Origin of the sequence: Microbacterium sp. SS28, assembly GCF_022761035.1 — a bacterium.
Taxonomy (GTDB): Bacteria; Actinomycetota; Actinomycetes; order Actinomycetales; family Microbacteriaceae; genus Microbacterium.
The window spans coordinates 42111-65396 of sequence record NZ_JAKWJP010000002.1 but is presented as its reverse complement, the minus strand read 5'-3'; the positions used below and the strand labels follow the sequence as shown (position 1 = coordinate 65396).

The following is a 23286-nucleotide window of genomic DNA, read 5'->3' as shown; positions in this document are numbered from 1 at the left end:
CACATGGCACGCTCTCCCCTCACTCTAGCCGCGTCCGTGACGTCGGCTCTGCCCCGGGTCGGCGTCGTCGGGGCCGGCGCCCTGACCGAGGGCGCCGCGGGGCGCTTCGACTCCGCCGTCGCCGAATTGGACGACGGACGCCGCGTCGTCGTGCGCGCGCCGGCGGACCCGGATGCCGCGACCGAGCTCGCCGCCGAAGTGCGGGCGCTGCGCGCCCTGACCCCGGGTGTGCGGGGCCTTCTGCCGTTCCGCGCCCCCGAACTGCTCGGCGAAGCGGGGCTCGGCGACGCCCGCGTCGTCGTCGTCGACTTCCTGCCCGGATATCGCGTCGACGCCGCGCACCTGCCGCCCGGACGCGGGGCCGCGACCTCCGTCGGCGAGGCGCTCGCGGCGCTGCACACGCTTCCGCTGTCGATCGTGCGGACCGAGGGCCTGCCCGTGCGCACGCCGAGCCAGATCCGCGACGACGTGCGCCGGCTCATCGACCGCGTCCGTGCGACGCACCAGGCACCCGAGGCCCTCCTCGACCGCTGGACGCGGGCCGTCGAGGCCGACGTGCTGTGGCGCTTCGAGTCGGCCGTCGTGCTGGGCGGCGCCGGCGCGGCATCCTTCCTCTTCGAAGACATCGAGTCGGCACCGCACGTCACGGGACTGCTCGAGTGGCACGGGCTGCAGGTGGGCGACCCCGCGACCGACCTGCAGTGGCTCGCCTCGGCTCCCACGGCCGCCGCCGACGTGTACCGCGCCTACTCCGGACACGTGAGTCGCGCGCCGGACGCCCTCGTGCGCGAGCGCGCCCGACTGTACGCCGAGCTCGAGTTCGCGAAGTGGCTCGTCCACGGCGTCGAGGTGGGTCGCGACGACATCGTCTCGGACGCCGTCGGGCTGCTGGACGCGCTCGTCGAGAGCGTGCGCGGCGACGAGCTCGTGCCGCCCGGCGACCTCGACGTCGAGGATGCGATCGCATTGCTGGGACGCGTGCCGGAGCCGTCGCCGACGAGCGTCGACACGTCGATGCAGACCGACGCGTACGACCCCGAAGAGCTCTCGCTGTGGATCACGACGCAGGATGCCGCAGGCGCACCCGCCGACGAGGCCGCAGCCGATCACGAGGGGACCGAGGAGTCCGCCGAGGTCGACGCACCCGGCGCCGCCCTCTTCGACGACACCTCGACGGCGCCGCTCGATCTCGCGGAGCTCGAGGATCAGGCGCCGCGCACGGCGGACGTCGACGAGGAGCGGGAGGCGGATCGCGCTTCGCGGGCCGCGTTCCAACGCTGGACGAGCTCGTCCTCGGAGTAGACGCGGTCCGAGCGGATCACGAGATCGTCGCCGACGTAGTAGAGCGCGACGTCGATCTCGTCGAGGGGCACCCCGTGCCGCTTGTGATACGCGAGGCGGTACAGGGCGAGCTGGAACATCCGCTCCTCCCGCTCGGCGGCTGACGCCGGCGGGCGGCCCGTCTTCCAGTCCACGATCTCGATCCGGTCGCCGCGGCGGTACACGGCGTCGAGCTTGCACACGACCCGCCCCAGCTGCTCCGCGCCCGGAAGCGAGATGTCGATCTCGGTCTCGACCTCGATCGGCTGCAACGGCCCCCACTCGGACGCCTCGAACGTGGCACGGAGCCGCGCGAGCGCCTGCTCCTCCTCGATCGACACCTCGGTCTCGCTCGTCTCGTCGTCGATCTCCCACAGCGCGTCGTCGAGCGATGCGCCGCGTCCCGCGAGCCCCGAGCGCTGCTCGACCCACGCGTGGAAGAGCGTTCCGCGCAGCGTCTGACCGTACGGCCGCTCGGGAAGCGGCCGCGCGATCGAGCGGACCGTCGCACCGAAGTCGCCGACGAAGTCCTTGAAGCGCGATGCGCCGATGCGGGCCGGCGCCTGCGGCACCTCGCCCCGCCGGCGACGCTCCGCCTCGGCGAGCAGCGGGCCGAGCACGTCGTCGGGTTCGGGCTCGCCCGACGCGGCCGATGCGACCTCCTGAGCGGCGCGCTCGACGGCGGGCCGACGCTCGCCGAGCGGATCGAGGGGCCAGCTGAGCACCCGGCCGCCCTTCTCGAGATAGGGATTGTCGCCGGGATCCGACGCGTCGATCTCGTCACGACCGAGCGCCGAGAGCATCTCCTGCAGATAGCGGCTCGGGCGCCGCGGCGCCTGCTGACCGGCCCAGTGCGAGCCCGTCAGCAGCAGGTCCGCGCGGGCCCGCGTCACGGCGACGTAGGCGAGACGGCGCTCCTCGCGCTCCTGGTGCTCGCGGTCGGCCTCGCGGAAGGCCTCGATCGCGGCAGGCAGGTCGACGTCGTCGTCGGCGGGATCCCACTCGAGGCGGGGCAGCGCGGCACGATCGCCGCGCAGTGCGTACGGCAGCACGCCGAAGCCGAGCCATCCCGCGACGGTGCGCGGCGCCTTCGGCAGCTCGCCCTCGACGAGACGGACGACGGCGACGGCATCCCATTCCAGGCCCTTCGAGCCATGGATCGTCAGCAGCTGCACGACGCCGGGCTCGGGCGGCTCGGGTCGCGGCATGAGCTCGTCGGTCTCCTCAGCGTGATCGAGCCACGCGAGCAGGCTCGCGATCGACCCCCGGTCGTCGGCGAGCAGGAACGCGCGCACTTCGTCGAGGAACGATCGCAGCCGCGAGGACGCGATGCGCGCGGGCCCGCGCGTCTCGTTCGCCGCGAGCTCGATGTCGAGGCGCAGCTCGAGCTCGATCATGCGGATGAGGTCGGGGATCGGCTGCCCGACCGAGCCGCGCAGCCGATGGAACAGCTCACCCGCGTCGCGCAGGCGGGCGCGCCCGTCGGCGGTGATGTCCGAGAGCAGTCCGTGGTCGGCCGACGCGCGGCGGACGAATTCGAGAGCGTCGACGATCGACGACTGCTCGTCGGCACCCGCGGAGCCCCTGATGCGCTGCGCGAGCTCGTCGTCGAACTTCGTGAGCGTCGCGTCGCGGCGGGCGAGGGTCTCGGCGAGGCCTTGGAGCGCCGCGAGATCCTGCACGCCGATCGCGAAGCGCGGACCGGAGAGGATCCGCAGCAGTGCCGATCCCTGCGACGGATCGTGGACGACCCGCAGCGCCGAGACGACGTCGACCACCTCGGGAGCCGACAGGAGACCGCCGAGGCCGAGGATGCGATTGGGCACGCCCGCCGCGTTCAGCGCGTCGGAGAAGAGCTGCATGTGCCGCTTCGTGCGGAACAGGATCGCGCCGGAGTGCGCGCGCCGCTCGACCGCGAGCCCCGCGGCGGCGCGTTCGAGCGCCATCCGGTCCTGCTCCGCCTCGTGCTCGGCGCGGACCGCGGCGAACCACCGCCCGACCTCGTGCGCCTCGTCGTCGACGCTCGGGTCGAAGCGATGCCCGACGCGCCCTGCTGCGGCGCCGGGGCGCGGTGCGAGCGGGTCGACGGCGACCGTCTGCCGATCGCTGCCCGCGAGGACCGCGTTGGCCGCCGTGAGGACGCCGAGGTCGTTGCGCCAGCTGATCATGAGGCTGTGGTGCCGCGCGTCCGTGGTGCGCGCGAACGCCGCAGGGAAGGCCGAGAGGTTGTCGGCGGATGCTCCGCGCCAGCCGTAGATCGACTGGTGCGGGTCGCCGACAGCCATGACGGGCGTGTCGTGGAAGATCGCGGCGAGGAGATCGGTCTGGATGACGGACGTGTCCTGGTACTCGTCCAGCAGGACGACGCGAAACTGGTCGCGGATCTCGGCCGCGACATCCGGTGCAGCCTCGACGATCTGGAGCGCCCCGGCGACCTGGTCAGCGAAGTCGAGCGTGTCGTCCGCGCGCTTGCGCTCCGCATAGTCGGCGATGAGTCCCGCGAGCACGGAGAGCCCGCTCAGGCTCCGCCGCGCCGAGTCGACGAGGGTCTGGTCCTTCTTGAGACGGCAGCTGACGTCGGCGAGTCGCGCGGCCCACCGGTCGCCATAGGCGACGAGTTCGGGGAGGTCGACACGGTTGTCGAGCACTTCGCCCGCGAGGCGGTGCACGGCATCGACGACGGTCGAGAACGCCTCCTCGCGCTGCGCGAGCCGCTCGTCAGGCGAGCCGATGACGACGCGGCGCGCGAGGAGCCACGAGCCGGACTGGCTCAGCAGTGCGGAGTCGGGATCGCGGCCGATGCGGGCTCCGTGATCGCGGACGATCCCGTCCGCGAACGAGTTGTACGTCGCGACGCGGGCGCGGCGCAGGAGTGCGTCGGCCGCGGTGGATCCACCGGCCGGCGCGGCGCCGAACTCGACGGCGAGCCCGTCCAGGAGCGCGCCCAGCGCGGTCTGACGGTCACGCGGAGAGGAGTGCGCGTGCGCCTCCCAGAACGCCGCGAGATCGCCGCGCGTCACGAGAGCTTGCACGTGCGGCAGCAGCCCGCGCTGCTCGTACTCGCCGATCGTCGTGAGCCGGCGCTGGATGCGCTCGGCGAGCTCACCGGCCGCTTTGCGCGTGAAGGTGAGGCCGAGCACCTCTTCTGCCCGCACATGCCCGTTCGCGACGAGCCACACGACGCGTCCGGCCATCGTCTCGGTCTTGCCGCTTCCCGCGCCGGCGATGACGATGGCGGGCGCGGGCGGCGCTTCGATGACCGCCGTCTGCTCGGGCGTGGGCATCGGGAGGCCGAGCGCGATCGCGATCGACGCCGCGGGGATCGCGAGGGGCCCGGACCAGACGTCGGTCGTGACGTCTTCGGGGGCGAGGATGCTCACGAAGCGGACACCGCCTTGACCGTGTGCAGGGCGCAGACGCCGAAGCGGGCCGTCGCGCAGTGGGCGTCGATGGGCGCCGCGAACCGGTCGGAGGCCATCGCCCGCGCAGCTGTCGCGATCTGCTCGAGGAAGGCGGAGCGTGAAGTGTCGTCCATGGGCAGCTGCCGCGCGAGGCGGTAGTCGGGCTCCTTCTGGGTCGTGCGTGAGAGCACGATCAGGCGTGCTCCCGCATTGGCGGCGCCCTCGGCGCCCGGGACGAGGCCCTCGAGGAAGGCGAGCTGATATGCCGCGAGCTGCGGGTCGTCGGCCACCTTGTCGTCGCTCACGCGCGCCTCGGAGCGACCCGTCTTGAGGTCCACGATGAGGACGCGCTCGCGGTCGGGCGGAGCATCGTCGGTGGCGAGCCCCTCGCCGCGCCCCGGCGGGTAGGCCTCGACGCGGTCGATCGAACCGCTGAGCATGGCCCAGCGCCCTTCGCGCTCCGGCGAATCGCCGGCGACGCGCACGGGCGGCGTCTCGCCGGGCGCGGCATCCATCCCGACGGCGAGGCGGAAGCGGGCCTCGGCGCCGATCGTCCGGCCCGACTCGGCGTGGAACATGTGCAGGTAGCGGTGCAGCCGCCCCGCGAGGACGTCTGCCCAGGCCCTCTCCTTGCGCGAGATCCAGTCCGCCTCGAAGTCGAGCTCGCCCCAGCGGTCGTCGACGATCGCGACGATCTGGTCGAGGTCGCCCGAGGGCACCTCCTCCATCGCGGCATGCAGGATCGTGCCGGCCCCTGCCGACCAGGACCGCGTGTCACCGCCGAGCGCGCGGATGGCCCAATCGAGCCCGCAGTCCGAGAACGTCTTGAGCTTCGACGGCGACACCGGCACCGGCGCCCGCAGCGGATCGCGCAGGGGGCCGGTCGAGGACGCTGCCGCGACCCCGAACCAGTCGCGCGGAGCCGCCCCCGCGACGCCCTCCCGCGCGAGGACGGCGATCTGTTCGGCGGAGTGTCGTCGCGCGACCGCGGAGGGCGACGTCGTGAGCGTCCGGCGGTGCTGCGCGACGAGTCCGCGGAGCGTGAGCGGATGCTGCGCCTCGGCCCGTTCGGCGGCGGCCTCATCGGGCGCGGGGAGGAAGGTCAGCAGCGGGCTCGGTCCGAGCGAGTCGTCGTCGACCGCCGTGACGGCGAGCCGCAGCCGCGCGCGGGAGACGGCGCGCACGAACAGGCGCAGCTCGTCGTGGAGGGCGTCCCGGCGGCGATCGAGTGCTGCCGGGGCGGCGGGGGCGGGCAGTCCCGCCCGCCACGCCGCGACGTCGTCCGCGAGCCGCCACGCGTCGAGCGTGCCGCCGCGCGGCCGCAGATTCGGCCAGACGCCGTCCTGCAGTCCTGCGATCACGACGCCGTCGAACTCGGCGCCGAGGGCCGAGGCGGGCGTCAGGATCGACACGGCCTCGGCGCGGTCGGGCGCCGTGAGGATGTCTTCCGGGACGGCGCTGTCGAGGATGCGGCGGAGGAAGACGGCGGGGTTCTCGCGGGGTGAGCGCTCGGTGAACCGCTTGGCGGCGTCGAAGAGCGCGACGAGCGCGTCGAGCGCCCGGTTGGCTTCCGCAGCGAAGACGCCGGGCGCGGACGCCACGTCGCTCCAGGCGGCCGACAGCCGGCGACCCGAGATGTCGCGCGAGCGATCCCACACGGTCCACAGCAGCTCGTGGGCGTTGTCGCCGCGCGCGGCCGCGTCGTGCACGCGGGCGAGTGTCGCGGCGACGCGCTCTGCGGCGCGGGCCTCGGGAGTGTCGAGCAGCGCGAGCCCCGCGGGGTGCGCCATGGCCTCGCACACGAGCTCGCGAGCGACGCGTGCCGGGCCCGCTCCGGGTTCCTGCGCCTCGCGGAGGGCCGCGTGGCGCAGCCGAGCCCTCAGGCGGCGGAGGCTCACGGCATCCAGCCCCCCGAACGGCGACAGGAGGGCGGCCGTGAGCTCTTCGTACGACCTCTCGGCGGCCGGCGCCATGCCGAGCGCCACGAACTCGGAGATCTCGCGCACGACGCTCTCGCCGCCGAGGGGTCGCGAGAGCGCGCCCGCGCGCGTCGGGACCTCGCGCGCGGCGAGCTCGACCTCCAGGTCGGCGACCTGTCGCGTGTCGTGCGCGATCACCGCGATGCGGCCCCACGGCATGCCGTGCAGGACGTGCCATTCCCGGACGATGCGCGCGATGCGGTCGATCTCCTCGAACGGCGAAGGCGTCACGTGGCACACGACCGAGCCGTCGTCCTCGACGGGAGGCCCGGGAGGACGTCGGTGCACGATGGTGCCGCCGGCCCCGATCGACTCCGTGACGGTGCGGGCGAGCCGCGTGAGGGACGCCGTCGCGCGATGCGGCGTGTCGAGCACCCACGTCTCGCCGAGCAGGTCGCCGAGCTCGCGGAAGAGCGACGCGCTCGCTCCGCGGAAGGCCCCCGAGCCGATGTCGGGGTCGCCGAAGGCCATCACGGCGACTCCGCGCGCACGGAAGGCGCGCACGAGTCCCACTCCCCCGGGCGTGAGCTCCTGCGCGTCGTCCAGCAGTACGACGCGCAGGTCGGCGGCGGCGCCCAGACGCTGTTCGCCCTTGTCGCCGCGTGCGGCGCCCGCGAGCAGCCCCGCGGCCTCGTGGACGAGCTCGGCGGGGTCGCGGTGCGCCGAGCGCATCGAGCCGAGCACGTCCCGGTACTCGCGGAGGAAGGATGCCGCCGCCGTCCATGCGGGACGGTCGTAGGCCTCGCCCGCCCCCGCGAGGGCCTCCGGGGCGATCGCCCTCTCGCTGCACTCGGCCGACAGCGCGCGGAGCTCGGCGCGGAACTGCCGCGAGGCGCGCAGCGCGGGGCCGAGCGCAGCGGGCCAGCGGTCGCGACCGACGGCGGCGTCGTCCGCGTCGCCCGCGAGCATCTCGGCCACGATGCGGTCCTGATCGCCCGCCGTGAGCAGCTGGGGCGGCGCGGCGCTCTCGGCGACCGCCGCGGCGCGTACGAGTCCGAAGGCGAAGGAGGCGACCGACCGCGCGAGCGGTCCAGGAGTCGCGACGTCGAGATCCGCCGCGAGCCGATCGCGCAGCGCCGTCGCCGTCTGCCGCGTCGGCGTCAGCACGAGGATCTCGTCGGGGCTCAGCGCACCACTCGCGAGCAGGGCCGCCACGCGCGCGGCGAGCGTCGCCGTCTTGCCCGTTCCGGGCGCTCCGACGACGGTGCCCGATGCCTCGACCGGCAGTCCGACGACGCGGAGCTGAGCGGGGTCGAGGACGGTGTCGGGGCTCACTCCAGCACCGTAGCGCGACCCGCCGACACCTCCCTGACGCCCTTCCGCGGTGTCGCACCGTCGTTCGCCCAGAGCGTGCGCCATGCGGCGCCGGCGGTGCGGAGGAGTGTCATAGAGTTGCCATGCGCCCGGGGATCCGGGTCGCACGGCGGCAGAAAGGCAGTCACGTGGAGATCCGCATCGGCATCGCGAACACCGGCCGCGAGCTCAGCTTCGAGACCAACGAGCCGGCGGACGCCGTGAAGAAGGCCGTCGCGACAGCGCTCGACGGCGGCGCGACGCACCTGACGCTCGCGGACGCCAAGGGCAACTCCTACATCGTCCCGACTGCGGGACTGGCCTACATCGAGCTCGGCAGCGAAGAGTCGCGCCGCGTCGGCTTCGTCGCCTGACGCGCCGTGCAGATCCTGATCGCCCTGATCGTCGGCGCGTCGATCGGACTCGCCGTGCACGTGCTCGCCCGCGGGCGCGAGACGCGCGGCGCGGCGCTCGCGCCGATCATCGGCGCGTTCGTCGCAGGACTCTGCTGGCTCATCCTGACCTGGGCGGGCGTGGGGCTTGACAGCTTCTGGCTGTGGGCCTCGCCGTTCGTCGTGTCGTGGATCGCGTGGCCCGTCGTGGCGCTCCTCGCTCGCCGGCGCATCGCGAGCGACGCCCGCGAGCGCGCGCGTCTGCGCCTCGTCTGACTCGACACCCGGACACGAGAGCAGGATGCCGCGCGGCGGGATTCCGCGGCGCATGGTTGCCCGCTCGGCGGCCTGCGACGGTCTTTAAGCCGCGAGCCCCATGGCGTCCATGCGGCGCGAGTGCGCGGCCATCAGCTCGGTGAAAACGGGCTCGACCTTCTCCTCGTCCGCGATGCGCAGCGTCGTCGGTCGCAGCGCCGCACGCGCGATGAGAAGCGTGTCGCCGACGAGACGGCGACCCCACATCGCGAGCAGCGACTTCCACTCCTCGTCGCTCGCGATCGTCTCGGCGAGGATCTCGACGATCGCCTGACGGTCGTCGTCGGCGCGCAGGGTGCGCGCGACGCGGCGGCCCGTCTCGCCGTAGCTCGTCGAGAGGGCGAGGTAGAAGTCGTCGAGCATGCCGGCTGTGATGTGCACCGAGAGCATCGTCTCCTGCGGGCGCACGCCGTGCGTCGCGCGCCGGAAGGCGTCGAGCGGCTCGCGGAAGGGCAGCATGAGCGTCGTCGGATCGTCGCCGCGGTCGCTGATGAGTCCGACGAGCTCTTCGTGCTTGGTCAGCGCCGCTCCGGCCGCACGCGAGAGCGCGGCCTTCTTCTCGAGCTCGGGCGTCATCGCGATGAGCTCGCTCAGCGTCTCGAAGAAGCCGAGCTGCAGGTAGGCCGCCTGCCCGAGGAACGTGTCGATCTCGGGCGCGAGCTCTTCGAAGTCGACGCGGGTCGTCGTGCTCGGCTCGTCTCGCGAGCGCAGTCGCAGCGAGCGGGACTCCCGACGCGGACCGCGCAGCAACCAGTCGAACACGGAGTACAGCCTAGGCCCCGGGCCCGCGTGGGCGCGGTTGCGCGTTGTGCGCCTCGACGACTGGAGCGGCGCGCGGAGCATCCCTCGGACGTCGTCGTTACGAGCGCCCCGACGTGCCTCCGCTAGTCTTGTCGGGTCCCCGGCGACGGATCGGGGGCCCCGCGCCTGCGGCTGAGTGAAGGGCGTGGATCCTTTTTCTCTCTCAGGCGGTCATCTCGCCGCCGGACAGGCTCTCATCGTGACGACCTTCGCCGATCTCGGCGTAGACCAGGACATCGTCGATGTCCTCGCTGGACGCGGCATCGTGGACGCGTTCCCCATCCAGGAGCAGACGATCCCCCTCGGGCTCCCGGGGCAGGACATCATCGGGCAGGCCAAGACGGGAACGGGCAAGACCTTCGGGTTCGGCATCCCCGTCGTGCAGCGTCTCGGACTGAACCCGGAGCACGGCGTCAAGGCGCTCATCGTGGTCCCGACCCGTGAGCTGTGCGTCCAGGTATACGAAGACATCGACATGCTGACCTCCGGACGCTCCACGAGCGTCGTGGCGATCTACGGCGGCAAAGCGTACGAGGGCCAGATCGAGCAGCTGAAGGCCGGCGCGCAGATCGTCGTCGGCACCCCGGGCCGCCTGATCGACCTGAACAACCAGCGCCTTCTCGACCTTTCGAACGCGACCGAGGTCGTCCTCGACGAGGCCGACAAGATGCTCGATCTCGGCTTCCTGCCCGACATCGAGAAGATCTTCCAGAAGGTGCCGGCGATCCGCCACACGCAGCTCTTCTCCGCGACGATGCCCGGACCCATCGTGGCCCTCGCGCGTCGCTTCATGTCGAACCCCATCCACATCCGCGCGACCGATCCCGACGAGGGTCTGACGCAGGCGAACATCCAGCACCTCGTCTACCGCGCGCACGCGCTCGACAAGGACGAGGTCATCGCGCGCATCCTGCAGGCCGAGGGCCGCGGCAAGACCGTCGTGTTCACACGCACGAAGCGCGCCGCGCAGAAGCTCGTCGACGAGCTCAACGACCGCGGGTTCAACGCGGGCGCCGTGCACGGGGACATGAGCCAGGAGTCGCGCGAGCGCTCGATGGCCGGATTCAAGGCCGGCAAGAAGGACGTCCTCATCGCGACCGACGTCGCGGCGCGCGGCATCGACGTCGACGACGTGACGCACGTCATCAACCACACGATCCCCGACGACGAGAAGACCTACCTGCACCGTGCGGGCCGCACGGGCCGCGCGGGCAAGACCGGGATCGCCGTGACGTTCGTCGACTGGGACGACCTGCACAAGTGGGCGCTCATCAACCGCGCCCTCGAGTTCGGCCAGCCCGACCCCGTCGAGACCTACTCCTCGAGCCCCCACCTGTTCGCGGACCTCGGCATCCCCGCGGGGACGAAGGGGCGCATCGCGACGGCCCCCAAGACGCAGACGATCCGCACGCAGCAGCCTGCCCGCGCCGCGGAGGTCGCGGCCGAAGGCACCGACGAGGGCACGACGCGCCGTCGCCGCCGTCGCTCGCGCGGATCGGGCGGCGACCGGGTCGGCTCGACGTTCGAGGCGGATGCGCCGCGGGATGCCGCGACGACGGATCTCGACGGCTCGGCGGATCGCGGGGCGGAAGGGGCTGGCACGCACGACGGGCAGGGCAAGGAGCACCACGACGGCAAGCCGGCAGCGGCGCGCCGACGCCGGCGTCGCCGTCCCAGCGCACCCACCGTGGGCGCCTGAGCGCGGTTCACCCCATTCGGGCGGTCGCCTGAGCTGACGTCGTCGGGGGCGCTAGTGTGTGCCCAGCGGCATCCGCGCCGCTCCCGGCGAAAGAGGCACGCATGCGAATCCTGGAAACTGTCGAGAACACCAGTGCGGCGCTCTCGGTATGGGACTTCGTCTGGTGGTTCTTCGCGCTGTTCGTGTTCGTGGCGTACCTCCTGGTCCTCTTCGCGATCATCCGCGACATCTTCCAGGACAGCGGCCTCAACGGCTGGCTCAAGGCGCTGTGGATCATCTTCCTGGTCTTCGTCCCGTTCTTGACGGCGCTGATCTACCTCATCGCCCGCGGTGCGAGCATGAGCAAGCGGTCCGCAACCGAGGCGGCGAAGGTCCGCGCGGCGCAGGACGCGTACATCAAGTCCGTCGCGGGTTCGGGCACGAGCCCCTCGGAGGAGATCGTCCGCGCCAAGGCGCTGCTCGACGCCGGCTCGATCTCCGAGGCCGAGTACAAGGCGATCAAGGCGAAGGCGATCAGCTGATCGCGCGTCACGCGTAGACGGGGCTGCTTCCGGTCCCGAGGGCGATGATGCGCGCGACCATGTCGTCGCTCGTCGTGTTCTCGCCCGGGATGTTGGGCTTGCCGAGGCCGTGATAGTCGCTCGAGCCCGTCACGATGAGGTCGTGGCGCTCGGCGAGACGATAGAGCACGCGCTTGCCCTCGGCCGTGTTCTCGCGGTGCTCGAGCTCGAAGCCTGCGAGACCGAGTGAGATGAGCCGCTCGAGGAGTGGGACCGGCATCATGCGCGCGCGCCCGGCCGTCGTGGGGTGCGCGACGATCGGCACGCCGCCGGCGGCGGCCACGAGCGAGACGGCCTTCGCGATGTCGGGGGCGTAGTGGCCCTCGTAGTACCCGGCCCGCGGATGCAGGATCGTGTCGAAGGCGGCGCCGCGCGTCGCGACGATGCCGCGGGCCACGAGCGCGTCGGCGATGTGCGGACGCCCCACCGTGGCGCCGTCGCCCGTCTGCTCGACGACGTCCTCCCACTCCAGCGCGTAGTCGCGGCCGATGCGGCGCACGATGCGCTCGGCGCGTCCCACGCGGTCCTCGCGGATGCGCTCCATCTCGGTGCGCAGGCCCCGGTCGTCGGGATCGAAGAGGTAGGCGAGCAGGTGCACGGAGCGTCCCTCGCCGTGGGCCGAGAACTCCATCCCCGGCAGCAGAGTCATGCCGAGGGATGTCGCGGCTTCGGCCGCCTCGGTCCACCCGGAGGTCGTGTCGTGGTCGGTCAGCGCGACGGTCCTCAGGCCTCGGACATGCGCCGCCGCCATGACGTCGGCGGCCGATTCCGTGCCGTCGGAATGGACGGAGTGAAGGTGCAGGTCGCTCGGCCCCTCGAAGCGCCGATCCCCTGACATCCTTCGAGCGTAGCGCCGCCGCGCCGGGGCTGCGGGCAGGCTCCTCCCAGGGTGCTGACATAGAGTCGCCGACGTGCTGCGACTGCTCGGGATCCTGGTCACCGTGCTCTCCGCAATCGTCGCTGCGGTGCTGACCTGGCCCTCCTTCTTCCGTGTCGCGGACATCTATCCGATCGCCCAGATCATCGCGTTCCGGATACTGGTCCTCGGTGGTTTCGCGGCCGCCGCCGCCGTCCTCCTCCTGCTCGCGCTCATCCGGCCGCTCCGCGCGCTCGCGCTCTCGCTCGCCGGCATCGCGGTCATCGCGACTGTGGCGAACGGCGTCATCGTCGTCTCGCGGGGCCTCGGCACCGACACGCTCCCCGAGAAGGGCGCGGACTCCGTGCGCGTCATGACGTGGAACACCGCGGGGGATGCGACATCCGCTCAGTCCGTCGCGCAGATCGCGGTCGCGATGGACGCCGACATCGTGACGCTCCCCGAGACCACGATCGAGACGGGCGAGCAGGTCGCGATCGCGATGCGCGAGCTCGGTCACCCCATGTGGGCGCACCACGCCGAGTTCGGCGAGGACGGCTGGGACGCGCGTTCCACGACGCTCCTCATCGCCCCCGAGCTCGGCGACTACGCCGTCATCGAGTCGTCGGTCGAGGGCACAACGAACACCTCGACGGTGCCGAGCGCCGTCGCGATGCCCGTCGACGGCGACGGACCCATCGTCGTCGCGGCGCACGCCGTCGCGCCGCGGCGCAGCTACATGCAGCACTGGCGCGAGGATCTGCAGTGGCTCGCGGACCAGTGCGGCGACGAGAACGTCATCATGGCCGGCGACTTCAACGCGACGATCGACCACATGGGCCGGCTCGGCCTGGACGGCGGCACGCTCGGGCACTGCCACGATGCCGCCTCGGAGACGGGCAACGGCTCGGTCGGCACGTGGTCGACCGACATGCCGGGTCTGCTCGGCGCGCCGATCGACCATGTCCTGGCGTCCGAGAACTGGCGCCCGACGGGGTCGATCGTGCTGCGCTCGCTCGACGGGTCCGGCAGCGATCATCGACCCCTCATCGTGCAGCTCGAGCCCGTCGGCTGAGAGCCGCTGCGAGTCCGGTTGCGGCCCCGCGAGTGCGTGGGAGACTTGACGGATGAGCACTTCAGGCGACAGCGACACGATCGCGACCGACACCGCCGCCGACGCGCCCGCGCGTCCGTCGACATCCACCAACCGTCGTCAGCCGTACGGCGGCGGCTTCCTCGAGACGATCTCGACGGGCTGGGCGGAGCGGCCCGAGCTCGCCCCTCCCCTGCGCGCTCAGGCGCCGTTCGCCGCGGCACGCCGTGAGAAGGTCTCGGCGGCGTTCCCGGGCAAGCGCCTCGTCGTGCCCGCGGGGTCGCTCAAGCAGCGCAGCAACGACACCGACTACCCGTTCCGCGCGCACTCGGCGTTCGCGCACCTGACAGGCTGGGAGGCCGACTCGGAGCCGGACTCGGTGCTCGTCTTCGAGCCGCTCGCCGACGGCGGGCACGATGCGACTCTCTACTTCCGCGAGCGGGCGGACCGCACGACGAGCGAGTTCTACGCCGACGCCTCGATCGGCGAGTTCTGGATCGGCCCGCGCCCCGCGCTCGGCGGCGTCGCCGGCGAGCTCGGCCTCGACACGGCGCACATCGACGACTTCGCGGCGGGCGACGACGACCTCGTCGTGGGTGAGGACGAGGACCTCACGCGCTTCGTGTCGGAGCTGCGTCTGGTCAAGGACTCGTTCGAGCTCGCGCAGCTGCGGCTCGCGGTCGACGTGACCGCCCGGGGCTTCGACGACGTCATCCGCGAGCTGCCCCGCGTCATCGCGCATTCGCGTGGTGAGCGAATCGTCGAGGGCGTCTTCCACCAGCGGGCCCGCAGCGACGGCAACACCGTCGGCTACGACACGATCGCCGCCTCCGGTCCGCACGCGTGCTACCTGCACTGGACGCGCAACGACGGCGCCGTCGTGCCCGGAGACCTCATCCTCATCGACGCGGGCGTCGAGGTCGACAGCCTCTACACGGCCGACATCACGCGCACCCTGCCTGTGAGCGGGCGCTTCACGGACGTGCAGCGCAAGGTCTACGAGACCGTGCGCGAAGCCGCCGACGCGGGCTTCGCCGTCGCGCGGCCCGGCGTGACCTTCCGCTCCGTGCACGAGGCCGCGATGAAGGTCATTGCGGCGCGCGTCGCGGAATGGGGGCTGCTGCCTGTCACGGCCGAAGAGGCGCTCGACGCAGAGCACGGCGGGCACCACCGCCGTTACATGGTGCACGGCACGAGCCACCACCTCGGCATCGACGTGCACGACTGCGCGCAGGCGCGGCGCGAGATGTACTACGACGGCGTCCTCGAGCCCGGGATGGTCTTCACGATCGAGCCGGGGCTGTACTTCCAGATCGACGACCTCACCGTCCCCGAGGAGTACCGCGGCATCGGCGTGCGCATCGAAGACGACGTCGTCGTGACCGAGGACGGCGTCGAGAACCTCTCCGGCGGCATCCCCCGCACGGCGGACGAGATCGAGGAGTGGATGCTGCGGGTCGGCATCAGCTGACGGCGGGTGTCAGCGCTGCGAGCGCATCCATTCGACGACGATCGGCGCGAGCTCCGCGCCGATCTCGTCGGCGGGGCGCTTGCGGCCCTTGACCTCGAACGAGTGCCCGCCGCCGTCGATCCACGTGAGCGTCGCATCCCGGCACGAGGCCACAGCCTCCTCCAGCTGCGCGTGCGGATCGACGAACGGGTCGTTCGTGCCCTCGACGAACAGCTGGGGCTGCGGGATGTCGGGCAGGTGCGCGACGCGCGCCTTCGCGGGCTCCCCCGGCGGATGCAGCGGATAGCCGAGGTAGACGAGCCCCGCGGGCGTGATGGCGCCTTCCGCAGCGGCCATCGAGGCCATACGACCGCCGTACGACTTGCCTGCCGCCCACAGCGGCAGGGCGGAGCGCTCGGCGACCCACGCCTGCACCGCCGACCACGCCGTGACGGCGTGCGCGGCAGGACCCGGCATCCGTCGTCCTGCCTCGGAGTAGGGGAAGTTGAACCGCAGCGTCGCGATCCCGTGCGTCCGCAGGGCGTCCGCGAATCCGACCAGGAACGGGTGCGCGTGCGCGGTGCCTGCGCCGTGGGCGAGCGCGAGGACGGCCCACGCGTCGTCGGGCTGCTCCCAGACGCCCGACACCGTTGTCTCGCCTGCGGGAAGCCTGACCGGGATGCGCGCGTCGGAGTCGCTCACGATCGCGTGGAGTCCCCCGCGTCGGCCGCAGGTTCGCCCGCCGGCTCGTCGGACGACGGCGCCTCCGCGGGCGGGACGACGCGTTCGCCGTATCGAGGCGGCTCGTCCGGCTGAGGAGCCGGCTGAGGCGCGGGAGCAGGAGAGGGAGCAGGTCCCGGAGCGGGGCTCGCGGCAGGAGGCGCCACCGTCCCCGAGCCGATGAGCTCCCGCGCGCGGTGGATGCTCGACGCCGTCACCGTGACGTCGTAGTGGTCGGCGGCGACCTGCATGACGGAGGCGAAGTCGCGGCGGCGCCGCACGAGCGAGTACGCCACGATGCTCATGAGCATGCCGATCGCGACGCCGACGAACACGACGCCGACGAACGCCTGGATCGGCACGGACGGCGTGCCGAGCACGAGGATCGCCGAGAACAGCAGACCCAGCAGCACGCCGTTGATGGCACCCGTGCGGGCGGCGCCGGCATAGCCGAGGCGTCCCGTGACGCGTTCGATCGATCGCAGGCCGTAGCCCACGATCGCGATGTCGCGCGCCGGGACCTCGCTCGCGATGAGCGTCGATACCGCCTTCTGCGCGGCTTCATACGTGGGGAAGGATGCGACGGTCTGACCGACCTCGCCGGCTGCCTGCGCGGACCGCCCACCCATCATGCTCACCTCCTCATCCTCCCATGCATGCGGGTCTACGCTGGACGGGTGAGCCAGCAGAGGGTATTCGTCGCGCGCCTCTCCGGGTGCTCGGTCTTCGACCCCGCCGGCGACCGTCTCGGCAAGGTCCGGGACGTCGTCGTGATCTATCGCAAGGACGATCCGCCGCGCGTCATCGGCCTCATCGTCGAGATCCCGGGTCGTCGCCACGTGTTCGTGTCGATCGGACGCGTGACCTCGATCGCGACCGGCCAGGTCATCACGACGGGCCTCATCAACGTGCGCCGCTTCCAGCAGCGAGGCGGCGAGGTGCGGGTCATGGTCGAGATGCTCGGCCGCAAGGTCTACCTCAAGGACGGGTCAGGGGTCGCCGTCATCGAGGACGTCGCGATCGAGCGCAACCGCCTCGGCGAGTGGGATGTCGGGCAGCTGTTCCTGCGGCGGCCCAAGACGAGCGGCTCGCCGTTCGCGAAGGGGCCCACGACGTTCGCGGAGTGGAACGAGGTGCGCGAGAACCAGGTTCCCGGCGAGTCGCAGTCCGCCGAGCAGCTCGTCGCGACGTACTCCGAGCTCAAGCCCGCCGACCTGGCCAACACGCTCCTCGATCTTCCCGACGACCGCCTCATCGAGGTCGCCGAGGAACTCCCCGACGACCGCCTCGCTGACGCACTCGAAGAGATGCCCGAAGAGGACCAGGTGCACATCCTCGAGGCGCTCGGCGACGAGCGCGCCGCCGACATCCTCGACGCGATGGAGCCCGACGACGCGGCCGACGTCCTCGCCCAGCTTCCCGAGGCACGTCTCGAAGAGCTTCTCGACCTCATGGAGCCCGAAGAGGCCGAGGACGTCCGCGCGCTCCTCAAGTACGGCCCCGACACGGCGGGCGGGCTCATGACGCCCGAGCCGATCGTCCTGTCGGCCGATGCGACGGTCGCCGAGGCGCTCGCGCTCATCCGCCGTCACGAACTGCATCCGGCACTCGCCGCCGCCGTCTTCGTGACGCTCCCGCCCTACGAGACGCCCACCGGACGGCTCCTGGGCACCGTGCACTTCCAGCGGATGCTGCGCTATCCGCCGCACGAGCGGCTCGGCGCGATCATCGACGACACGCTCGACCCCGTCCCCGCCGGCGCCTCCGCAGCTGAGGTCGCGCGCCTCCTCGCGAGCTACAACCTCGTCTCGCTGCCAGTCGTCGACCAGGCGCACCGCCTCGTCGGCGCGGTCAGCGTCGACGACGTGCTCGACTACCTCCTGCCCGAGGACTGGCGATCTCACGACGCCGACGAGGCACCTGTCGAACCCGTTCCCACCACGACCGCGAGCATCCCTAGGAGGCGCTGATGGCACGCACGACCCGCACGCCGTCGCTCGACGCTCCTCGCGGTCGCTCGGGCATGCTCCAGCGCCCCCCGCAGCAGTCGAGCGACCGCTTCGGCCGCTTCAGCGAGGCATTCGCGCGCGGCATGGGCACGTCGGGCTTCCTCATCGGCATGACGATCTTCGTCGTCGTGTGGCTCGCGTGGAACACGTTCGCGCCCGTGCAGTGGCAGTTCGACCCGCGCGCCTCGAACTTCACGCTGCTGACGCTCATCCTCTCGCTGCAGGCGTCGTATGCCGCACCGCTCATCCTTCTCGCGCAGAACCGCCAGGACGACCGCGACCGCGTGCAGATCGAGCAGGACCGGCAGCGTGCCGAGCGCAACCTCGCCGACACCGAGTACCTCGCCCGCGAGGTCGTCGCGCTCCGGATGGCCGTCACCGACTTCTCGGACGACGTCGTGACCCGCGACGTCCTGCGGGCCGAGCTCAAGACGCTGCTCGAGCAGCTCGACCTGCGCGGCCACGCCGAACAGCCCGTCGAGCCCGAGCGCCGATGAGCGACGCCGCAGCGGCCGTCCGCTCCGCCGTCGGAGCCGTCGTCGATCCCGAACTGCGCCGGCCGCTGTCCGAGCTCGGCATGCTCCGCGACATCACGGTCGACGGCGACGTCGCGTCGGTCGGCATCGCGCTCACGATCGTCGGATGCCCTGCCGCCGACCGCATCGCGAGGGACGTGACGGATGCCGCGGCCTCCGTCGACGGCATCGCCCACGTCGAACTCGCCCTCGGCGTCATGACCCCCGACGAGCGCCGTGAGCTGACCGAGCTGCTGCGCGACGGACGTGCCGCGCGCGCCATGCCGTTCGGACCGGAGTCGCTCACGCGCGTCATCGCCGTGACGAGCGGCAAGGGCGGCGTCGGCAAGTCGACCCTGACGGCGAACCTCGCGGTCGCGCTCGCGGCGCGGGGGCTGAGCGTCGGACTCATCGACGCCGACGTGCACGGGTTCTCGATCCCGGGCCTGCTCGGCCTCGTCGACGCCGAGGGTCGCACGCAGCGGCCGACTCGCATCGACGCGCTCATCGTGCCGCCCATCGCGTACGACGTGAAGGTCGTGTCGATCGGCATGTTCCTGCGCGAGGGCGAAGAAGGATCGGCTGTCGCGTGGCGCGGGCCCATGCTGCACCGCACGGTGCAGCAGTTCCTCACCGACGTGTTCTTCGGCGACCTCGACATCCTGCTGCTGGACATGCCGCCCGGCACCGGCGACGTCGCGATCTCGGTGGGACAGCTGCTCCCCCACGCCGAGGTCCTCGTCGTCACGACGCCGCAGGCTGCGGCATCCGACGTCGCGATCCGCAGCGGGATCGTCGCGCGCCAGACGGGACAGCGGGTCGCCGGCGTCGTGGAGAACATGGCCGCGTTCACGCTCCCCGACGGCACGACGGTCGACATCTTCGGCTCGGGCGGGGGGATGGCCGTCGCAGACGCGCTCTCGGACTCCGGCACCCCCGTGCCGCTCCTCGCGTCGATTCCCCTGAGTCCCGCGCTGCGGGCGGACGCGGATGCCGGCATCCCGGTCGTCGTCGCACACCCGGAGGACTCAGCGGCCGCCGCGATCGCCGATCTGGCCGCGAACCTCGCGGTGCAGCCGCGCGGGCTCGCGGGACGCTCACTGCCGCTCAGTCTGCGCTGAGCTCGACCGGGGAAGCCGTCAGGTCGACTCGGAGTCGAACGGGGGCGTCTCGCCGGGGCGGAAGACGGCGGGCCGGAGGGGCTCGGAGGCGGTCGACGCGATAGCCGCTCCCGCCGCGGCGGCACGGACGGTGGGGACTGGCGCGTCATCGAGGAGCGCCTCGCGGATGATGCGTCGCGGGTCGTACTGGCGCGGGTCGAGCGTGCGCCAGTCGACGTCCGAGAAGTCGTCGCCCATCTCCTCTTTGACGCGCGACCGGGCCGTGCGCAGGTAGTCCCTGGCACGAGTCGTCCAGTGCGCGAGAGACTCGGCGTAGCGGGGCAGACGCTCGGGACCCACGATGAGTGCCGCGATGACGGCGATCACCAGGATCTTTTCCATCGTCACCCCGAAGAACACCCTCCCAGGCTACCGCCGCGTGCCGACGCTGCCGTTCCACCGGCGCCGCGTAGGCTGACCGCGGAGGAATGCGAATGAGCGAGCAGGACGCGAACCACCGCTTCGCGAACGAGGCGATCGTGGAACCCGAGCACATCGCGCGCGCCCGGGCCCACGCGCTCGAGCTCGGCGCGGCTCCCGTGAGCGCGGCAGTGGGCGCCCAGTGCGCCGTTCTCGCCGCCGCGTCGCAGTCGCTCAACATCGTCGAGATCGGCACGGGTGCCGGCGTCTCCGGCCTCTGGCTGCTGCGCGGTGCGCCGCGCGCGACGCTGACGACGATCGACAGCGAGCCCGAGCACCTCGCGGCAGCGCGTCAGTCCTTCACCGAGGCCCGCGTGCCGGCCGCGCGTGCGCGATTCATCACGGGTCGCGCATCGGATGTCCTGCCGCGCATGAACGAGGCCTCGTACGACATCGTGCTCGTCGACGCAGACCCGGACGGGGTCATCGAGTACGTCGAGCACGGGCTGCGGCTCGTCCGCGCCGGCGGGACGGTCCTCGTCCCTCGCGTGCTCGGCGGCGGTGCCGTCGCCGACCCCGTGCGACGCGATCCCGTCACGGCGGCGTACCGCTCGCTCATCCAGGAGACGCAGGCCTCGCCCGCCGTCATCGGCGCACTGTCGATCGTCGGCGAGGGACTGCTGCAGCTCACGACGGTCGCGAGCGACTGAGTCCGCCATCGTCCTCCCTGTGCGAGTGGGCCCCAGGGAAACGCAAACGGCCGGTCCGAGGACCGGCCGTTGCACGTTCGAGACGCGTCAGGCGGGGTTGACGACCCCGCTGAGCACGTCATAGAGCTCCTTGGCCTCAGCGTCGTTCACCGAGACGACGAGGCGTCCTCCACCCTCGAGCGGAACACGAACGATGATGAGACGACCCTCCTTTACGGCCTCCATCGGCCCGTCTCCGGTTCTCGGCTTCATGGCTGCCATTGCGGCTCCCTTTCGTCGTAGGTCTGGCGTCCAAGTCTATCCCGCACCTCCGACGCGAATCCGCCGACCTCGCCCATCTCAGGGGATGGTCCACAATGCCGTACCCGCAAGGGCATACATCGTGTAGATCCACCACCATTGCCCGAGCAGGCACGCCACGAGCACGCCGACGCGCCACGGCGTCGAGCGCGGCGCCGCAGCGGCCCCCCACAGCGGCGAGATCGGGACGAGCAGCCGGAAGATGCTGGACTGGGGGAAGAAGACCGCGAGCAGATAGAGGAGGTAGCTCGCCGACCACAGTCTTATGTCGGCGCCGAGGCGCTTCACGTGCGGCTCGAAGAGCAGCAGCGCGGCGACTCCGATCACGAGGATGCCGAGCCCCACGTACGCCGCAGCCTCCGGGATCCCCCACTGACCGGCCCAGAACCGCGCGCCCAGCAGGAAGCCCTCGAAGGGGACGAAGCCCTCGGGCGGGTCGGCGATCCAGTTGCGCCGCCACGCGAGCTCGGTGGACAGGTAGGCGCCGGCATCCCCCGTCGCGACCGTCGCGATCACCTGCCAGGCGAAGCCGACGACGGCGGCGAGCGCCCCGAGGAGAACGATATTCACGACGTCGCGCCCGGGCAGCGGGTCGCGACGTCGGGTCGACCAGCGCAGGATGCCGTGGAGCCCCAGGAACAGCGCGAAGGCCAGGACGCCGGGCCTCGTGAAGCCCATGAGCGGGATGAGCAGGTACAGCCACGCGTACTGGCGCCGCATGACGCTCCAGATGGCGAGGAAGAGCCACAGCAGGAACAGCGCTTCGGCGTAGCCGATCTGGAAGAGCGGCGCGAGCGGCGCCGCGGCGAAGAAGACGACGGCCCAGGTCGCCATCGCGACATCCCCGCGCATCCGCATCATCCGGTAGAGCACGAGGCACGACAGGTACCCCGCGACGAGCGACACCAGCACGGCGCCGGCGATCCACGAGCCGACCACCGTGCCGACGCCGGCTGCGACATATGCGTAAAGGGGCATGAAGGCCCACGCGTTCTCGGCGACCTCGCCTCCGTCGGTGAGCGGCAGGACCGTCGGATACCCGTAGCCGGCGACGAACCAGTACCACCAGGCATCCCAGCCCGCCGCGAAGGCGGAGGGCGTCGCATCCGCGCCGAAGCGCGAGCCGAACGGCGCGAGCTCGGCGGCCATCGCGAAGAAGGCCGTCGTGACGAGCCGCGCGAGGACATAGAGGATGCCGATCCGCACCGCGACCGGAAGACCCGCGGCCCGCTTCCAGAGCGTCAGCCGGGCGTCGGGCGTCAGGAGGCCGTCAGCCACGCCCGCAGACCGCGCTCGACATCCAGGATCTGATCGACCGGGACGCGCTCCTCGTCGTGGTGGGCCAGATGCGGGTCGCCAGGGCCGTAGTTGACCGCGGGCACGCCCAGCGCGGAGAAGCGCGCGACATCCGTCCACCCGTATTTGGGGCGCGGCGCCGCACCGACGGCCGCGACGAATTCCTGCGCGAGCGGGGCGTCGAGGCCGGGACGCGCACCCGCGGCGATGTCGACGACCTCGACGTCGAACCCGGCGAACACATCGCGCACGTGCCGCGTCGCCTCCTCGGGCGAGCGGCTCGGCGCGAAGCGGTAGTTCACCTCGACTTCGCACAGGTCCGGGATGACGTTGCCCGCGACTCCCCCGCCGATGCGGACGGCGTTGAGGCCTTCGCGATAGACGAGACCCTCGACGGGCACTTCTCGTGGCCGGTACTCCGCGAGGCGGGTGAGGATCGGCGCGGCCTTGTGGATCGCGTTCTCGCCGATCCAGGCACGCGCGCTGTGGGAGCGCACGCCGTGGGTGCGCACGATCGCCCGCAGGTTGCCGTTGCAGCCGCCTTCGACCGCGCCGTCGGACGGCTCCCCGAGGATCGCGAAGTCGCCCGCGAAGAGGTCGGGCCGCGTCCCGGAGAGACGCGTGAGGCCGTTCAGATCGGCGTCGACCTCTTCATGGTCGTACCACATCCACGTGATGTCGACGCGAGGGTCGGCGAGCTCGGCGGCGAGCTTGAGCTGCACTGCGACCCCCGCCTTCATGTCGACGGTTCCGCGGCCCCAGATGTGGGCCCGTCCGTCGACGTCGACGTCACGCGTCGGCACGTTGTCGTTGATCGGCACCGTGTCGATGTGGCCGGCGATCACGACGCGCTGGTCGTGGCCGAGGTTCGTGCGGGCGACGATCGTGTCGCCGTCCCGGTACAGCTCGAGGTGCGGAAGGTCCCGCAGGGCGTCCTCGATCGCGTCGGCGAGGGTCGTCTCGTCGCCCGACACGCTCGGGATGTCGCAGATGGTCCGGGTGAGGTCGACGGACGACGCGGACAGATCGAGCGCAGGCATCCCCCGAGTCTACCGAC

21 protein-coding genes are annotated in these 23286 nt (G+C 71.9%); 11 read left to right on the top strand and 10 right to left on the bottom strand.

Features of this window, described 5'->3' with window-relative positions; all coding sequences use genetic code 11:
• Nucleotides 1-3 precede the first annotated feature (3 nt).
• A complete protein-coding gene (locus MJ607_RS05580; RefSeq protein ID WP_243074589.1) occupies nucleotides 4-1302 on the top strand; it encodes a phosphotransferase in 1299 nt (432 codons plus the stop codon).
• On the opposite strand, the gene MJ607_RS05575 is transcribed toward MJ607_RS05580, so the two are convergent.
• Nucleotides 1206-4604: an ATP-dependent DNA helicase gene (locus MJ607_RS05575; protein WP_243075264.1), complete on the bottom strand. Its 3399-nt coding sequence runs from the start codon at nucleotides 4602-4604 to the stop codon at nucleotides 1206-1208. The genes MJ607_RS05580 and MJ607_RS05575 overlap by 97 nt on opposite strands.
• Before the next feature lie 92 nt (nucleotides 4605-4696).
• On the bottom strand, nucleotides 4697-7975 hold the full coding sequence (locus MJ607_RS05570) for a UrvD/REP family ATP-dependent DNA helicase (RefSeq protein WP_243074588.1): 3279 nt from the start codon (nucleotides 7973-7975) through the stop codon (nucleotides 4697-4699).
• 167 nt (nucleotides 7976-8142) lie between these two features.
• On the opposite strand from MJ607_RS05570, the gene MJ607_RS05565 reads away from it, so the two are divergent.
• Both MJ607_RS05565 and MJ607_RS05560 read left to right on the top strand, forming a co-directional pair.
• A complete protein-coding gene (locus MJ607_RS05565; RefSeq protein WP_243074587.1) occupies nucleotides 8143-8367 on the top strand; it encodes a DUF3107 domain-containing protein in 225 nt (74 codons plus the stop codon).
• A gap of 6 nt (nucleotides 8368-8373) precedes the next feature.
• The gene (locus MJ607_RS05560; protein WP_243074586.1) at nucleotides 8374-8661 is read left to right on the top strand and encodes a hypothetical protein; all 288 of its coding nucleotides are present in this window, start codon (nucleotides 8374-8376) and stop codon (nucleotides 8659-8661) included.
• 84 nt (nucleotides 8662-8745) lie between these two features.
• Here the strand turns inward: MJ607_RS05560 and MJ607_RS05555 are convergent, their stop codons facing one another.
• Nucleotides 8746-9462, bottom strand: a complete 717-nt coding sequence (locus MJ607_RS05555; protein ID WP_243074585.1) for a ferritin-like fold-containing protein — start codon at nucleotides 9460-9462, stop codon at nucleotides 8746-8748.
• A 238-nt stretch (nucleotides 9463-9700) separates the two neighbouring features.
• Here MJ607_RS05555 and MJ607_RS05550 point away from each other — a divergent pair, with 238 nt between their 5' ends.
• Together MJ607_RS05550 and MJ607_RS05545 are read left to right on the top strand one after the other, a co-directional pair.
• Entirely contained in the window at nucleotides 9701-11200 is a 1500-nt protein-coding gene (locus tag MJ607_RS05550) for a DEAD/DEAH box helicase (RefSeq protein WP_243074584.1), read from the top strand.
• Nucleotides 11201-11301: 101 nt separating this feature from the next.
• A complete protein-coding gene (locus MJ607_RS05545; protein ID WP_243074583.1) occupies nucleotides 11302-11721 on the top strand; it encodes a PLDc N-terminal domain-containing protein in 420 nt (139 codons plus the stop codon).
• Between the two features lie 7 nt (nucleotides 11722-11728).
• On the opposite strand, the gene MJ607_RS05540 is transcribed toward MJ607_RS05545, so the two are convergent.
• On the bottom strand, nucleotides 11729-12598 hold the full coding sequence (locus MJ607_RS05540) for a PHP domain-containing protein (protein WP_243074582.1): 870 nt from the start codon (nucleotides 12596-12598) through the stop codon (nucleotides 11729-11731).
• A gap of 73 nt (nucleotides 12599-12671) precedes the next feature.
• Here MJ607_RS05540 and MJ607_RS05535 point away from each other — a divergent pair, with 73 nt between their 5' ends.
• Together MJ607_RS05535 and MJ607_RS05530 are read left to right on the top strand one after the other, a co-directional pair.
• The gene (locus MJ607_RS05535) at nucleotides 12672-13691 is read left to right on the top strand and encodes an endonuclease/exonuclease/phosphatase family protein (protein ID WP_243074581.1); all 1020 of its coding nucleotides are present in this window, start codon (nucleotides 12672-12674) and stop codon (nucleotides 13689-13691) included.
• A 52-nt stretch (nucleotides 13692-13743) separates the two neighbouring features.
• Nucleotides 13744-15180 carry an aminopeptidase P family protein gene (locus MJ607_RS05530; protein WP_243074580.1) on the top strand — a complete coding sequence of 479 codons (1437 nt, stop codon included), beginning with the start codon at nucleotides 13744-13746 and terminating at the stop codon, nucleotides 15178-15180.
• A 9-nt stretch (nucleotides 15181-15189) separates the two neighbouring features.
• On the opposite strand, the gene MJ607_RS05525 is transcribed toward MJ607_RS05530, so the two are convergent.
• Both MJ607_RS05525 and MJ607_RS05520 read right to left on the bottom strand, forming a co-directional pair.
• Nucleotides 15190-15861: an alpha/beta family hydrolase gene (locus MJ607_RS05525; RefSeq protein ID WP_243074579.1), complete on the bottom strand. Its 672-nt coding sequence runs from the start codon at nucleotides 15859-15861 to the stop codon at nucleotides 15190-15192.
• Nucleotides 15858-16517, bottom strand: coding sequence for a general stress protein (locus MJ607_RS05520; RefSeq protein ID WP_243074578.1), 660 nt, complete (start codon nucleotides 16515-16517; stop codon nucleotides 15858-15860). Before MJ607_RS05520 ends, MJ607_RS05525 begins: the two co-directional genes overlap by 4 nt.
• A gap of 39 nt (nucleotides 16518-16556) precedes the next feature.
• Here MJ607_RS05520 and MJ607_RS05515 point away from each other — a divergent pair, with 39 nt between their 5' ends.
• The 3 genes from MJ607_RS05515 to MJ607_RS05505 are packed head-to-tail and all read left to right on the top strand — an operon-like array spanning nucleotide 16557 to nucleotide 19524.
• Complete coding sequence (locus MJ607_RS05515) at nucleotides 16557-17849, top strand: magnesium transporter MgtE N-terminal domain-containing protein (RefSeq protein WP_243074577.1); 1293 nt, start codon at nucleotides 16557-16559, stop codon at nucleotides 17847-17849.
• The gene (locus tag MJ607_RS05510) at nucleotides 17849-18385 is read left to right on the top strand and encodes a DUF1003 domain-containing protein (RefSeq protein WP_243074576.1); all 537 of its coding nucleotides are present in this window, start codon (nucleotides 17849-17851) and stop codon (nucleotides 18383-18385) included. The genes MJ607_RS05515 and MJ607_RS05510 overlap by 1 nt, the downstream gene beginning before the upstream one ends.
• Nucleotides 18382-19524 carry an Mrp/NBP35 family ATP-binding protein gene (locus tag MJ607_RS05505; protein ID WP_243074575.1) on the top strand — a complete coding sequence of 381 codons (1143 nt, stop codon included), beginning with the start codon at nucleotides 18382-18384 and terminating at the stop codon, nucleotides 19522-19524. The genes MJ607_RS05510 and MJ607_RS05505 overlap by 4 nt, the downstream gene beginning before the upstream one ends.
• An 18-nt stretch (nucleotides 19525-19542) precedes the next feature.
• Here the strand turns inward: MJ607_RS05505 and MJ607_RS05500 are convergent, their stop codons facing one another.
• A complete protein-coding gene (locus tag MJ607_RS05500; RefSeq protein ID WP_243074574.1) occupies nucleotides 19543-19923 on the bottom strand; it encodes a Sec-independent protein translocase TatB in 381 nt (126 codons plus the stop codon).
• Between the two features lie 74 nt (nucleotides 19924-19997).
• On the opposite strand from MJ607_RS05500, the gene MJ607_RS05495 reads away from it, so the two are divergent.
• Nucleotides 19998-20633, top strand: a complete 636-nt coding sequence (locus MJ607_RS05495; RefSeq protein WP_243074573.1) for an O-methyltransferase — start codon at nucleotides 19998-20000, stop codon at nucleotides 20631-20633.
• A gap of 87 nt (nucleotides 20634-20720) precedes the next feature.
• On the opposite strand, the gene MJ607_RS05490 is transcribed toward MJ607_RS05495, so the two are convergent.
• The 3 genes from MJ607_RS05490 to dapE all read right to left on the bottom strand — a co-directional run bounded on the left by MJ607_RS05490 (nucleotide 20721) and on the right by dapE (nucleotide 23269).
• On the bottom strand, nucleotides 20721-20894 hold the full coding sequence (locus MJ607_RS05490) for a DUF3117 domain-containing protein (protein WP_108594776.1): 174 nt from the start codon (nucleotides 20892-20894) through the stop codon (nucleotides 20721-20723).
• A 78-nt stretch (nucleotides 20895-20972) separates the two neighbouring features.
• Nucleotides 20973-22211 carry a hypothetical protein gene (locus MJ607_RS05485; RefSeq protein ID WP_243074572.1) on the bottom strand — a complete coding sequence of 413 codons (1239 nt, stop codon included), beginning with the start codon at nucleotides 22209-22211 and terminating at the stop codon, nucleotides 20973-20975.
• On the bottom strand, nucleotides 22193-23269 hold the full coding sequence (gene dapE, locus MJ607_RS05480; RefSeq protein ID WP_243074571.1) for a succinyl-diaminopimelate desuccinylase: 1077 nt from the start codon (nucleotides 23267-23269) through the stop codon (nucleotides 22193-22195). The genes MJ607_RS05485 and dapE overlap by 19 nt, the downstream gene beginning before the upstream one ends.
• Nucleotides 23270-23286: the final 17 nt, after the last annotated feature.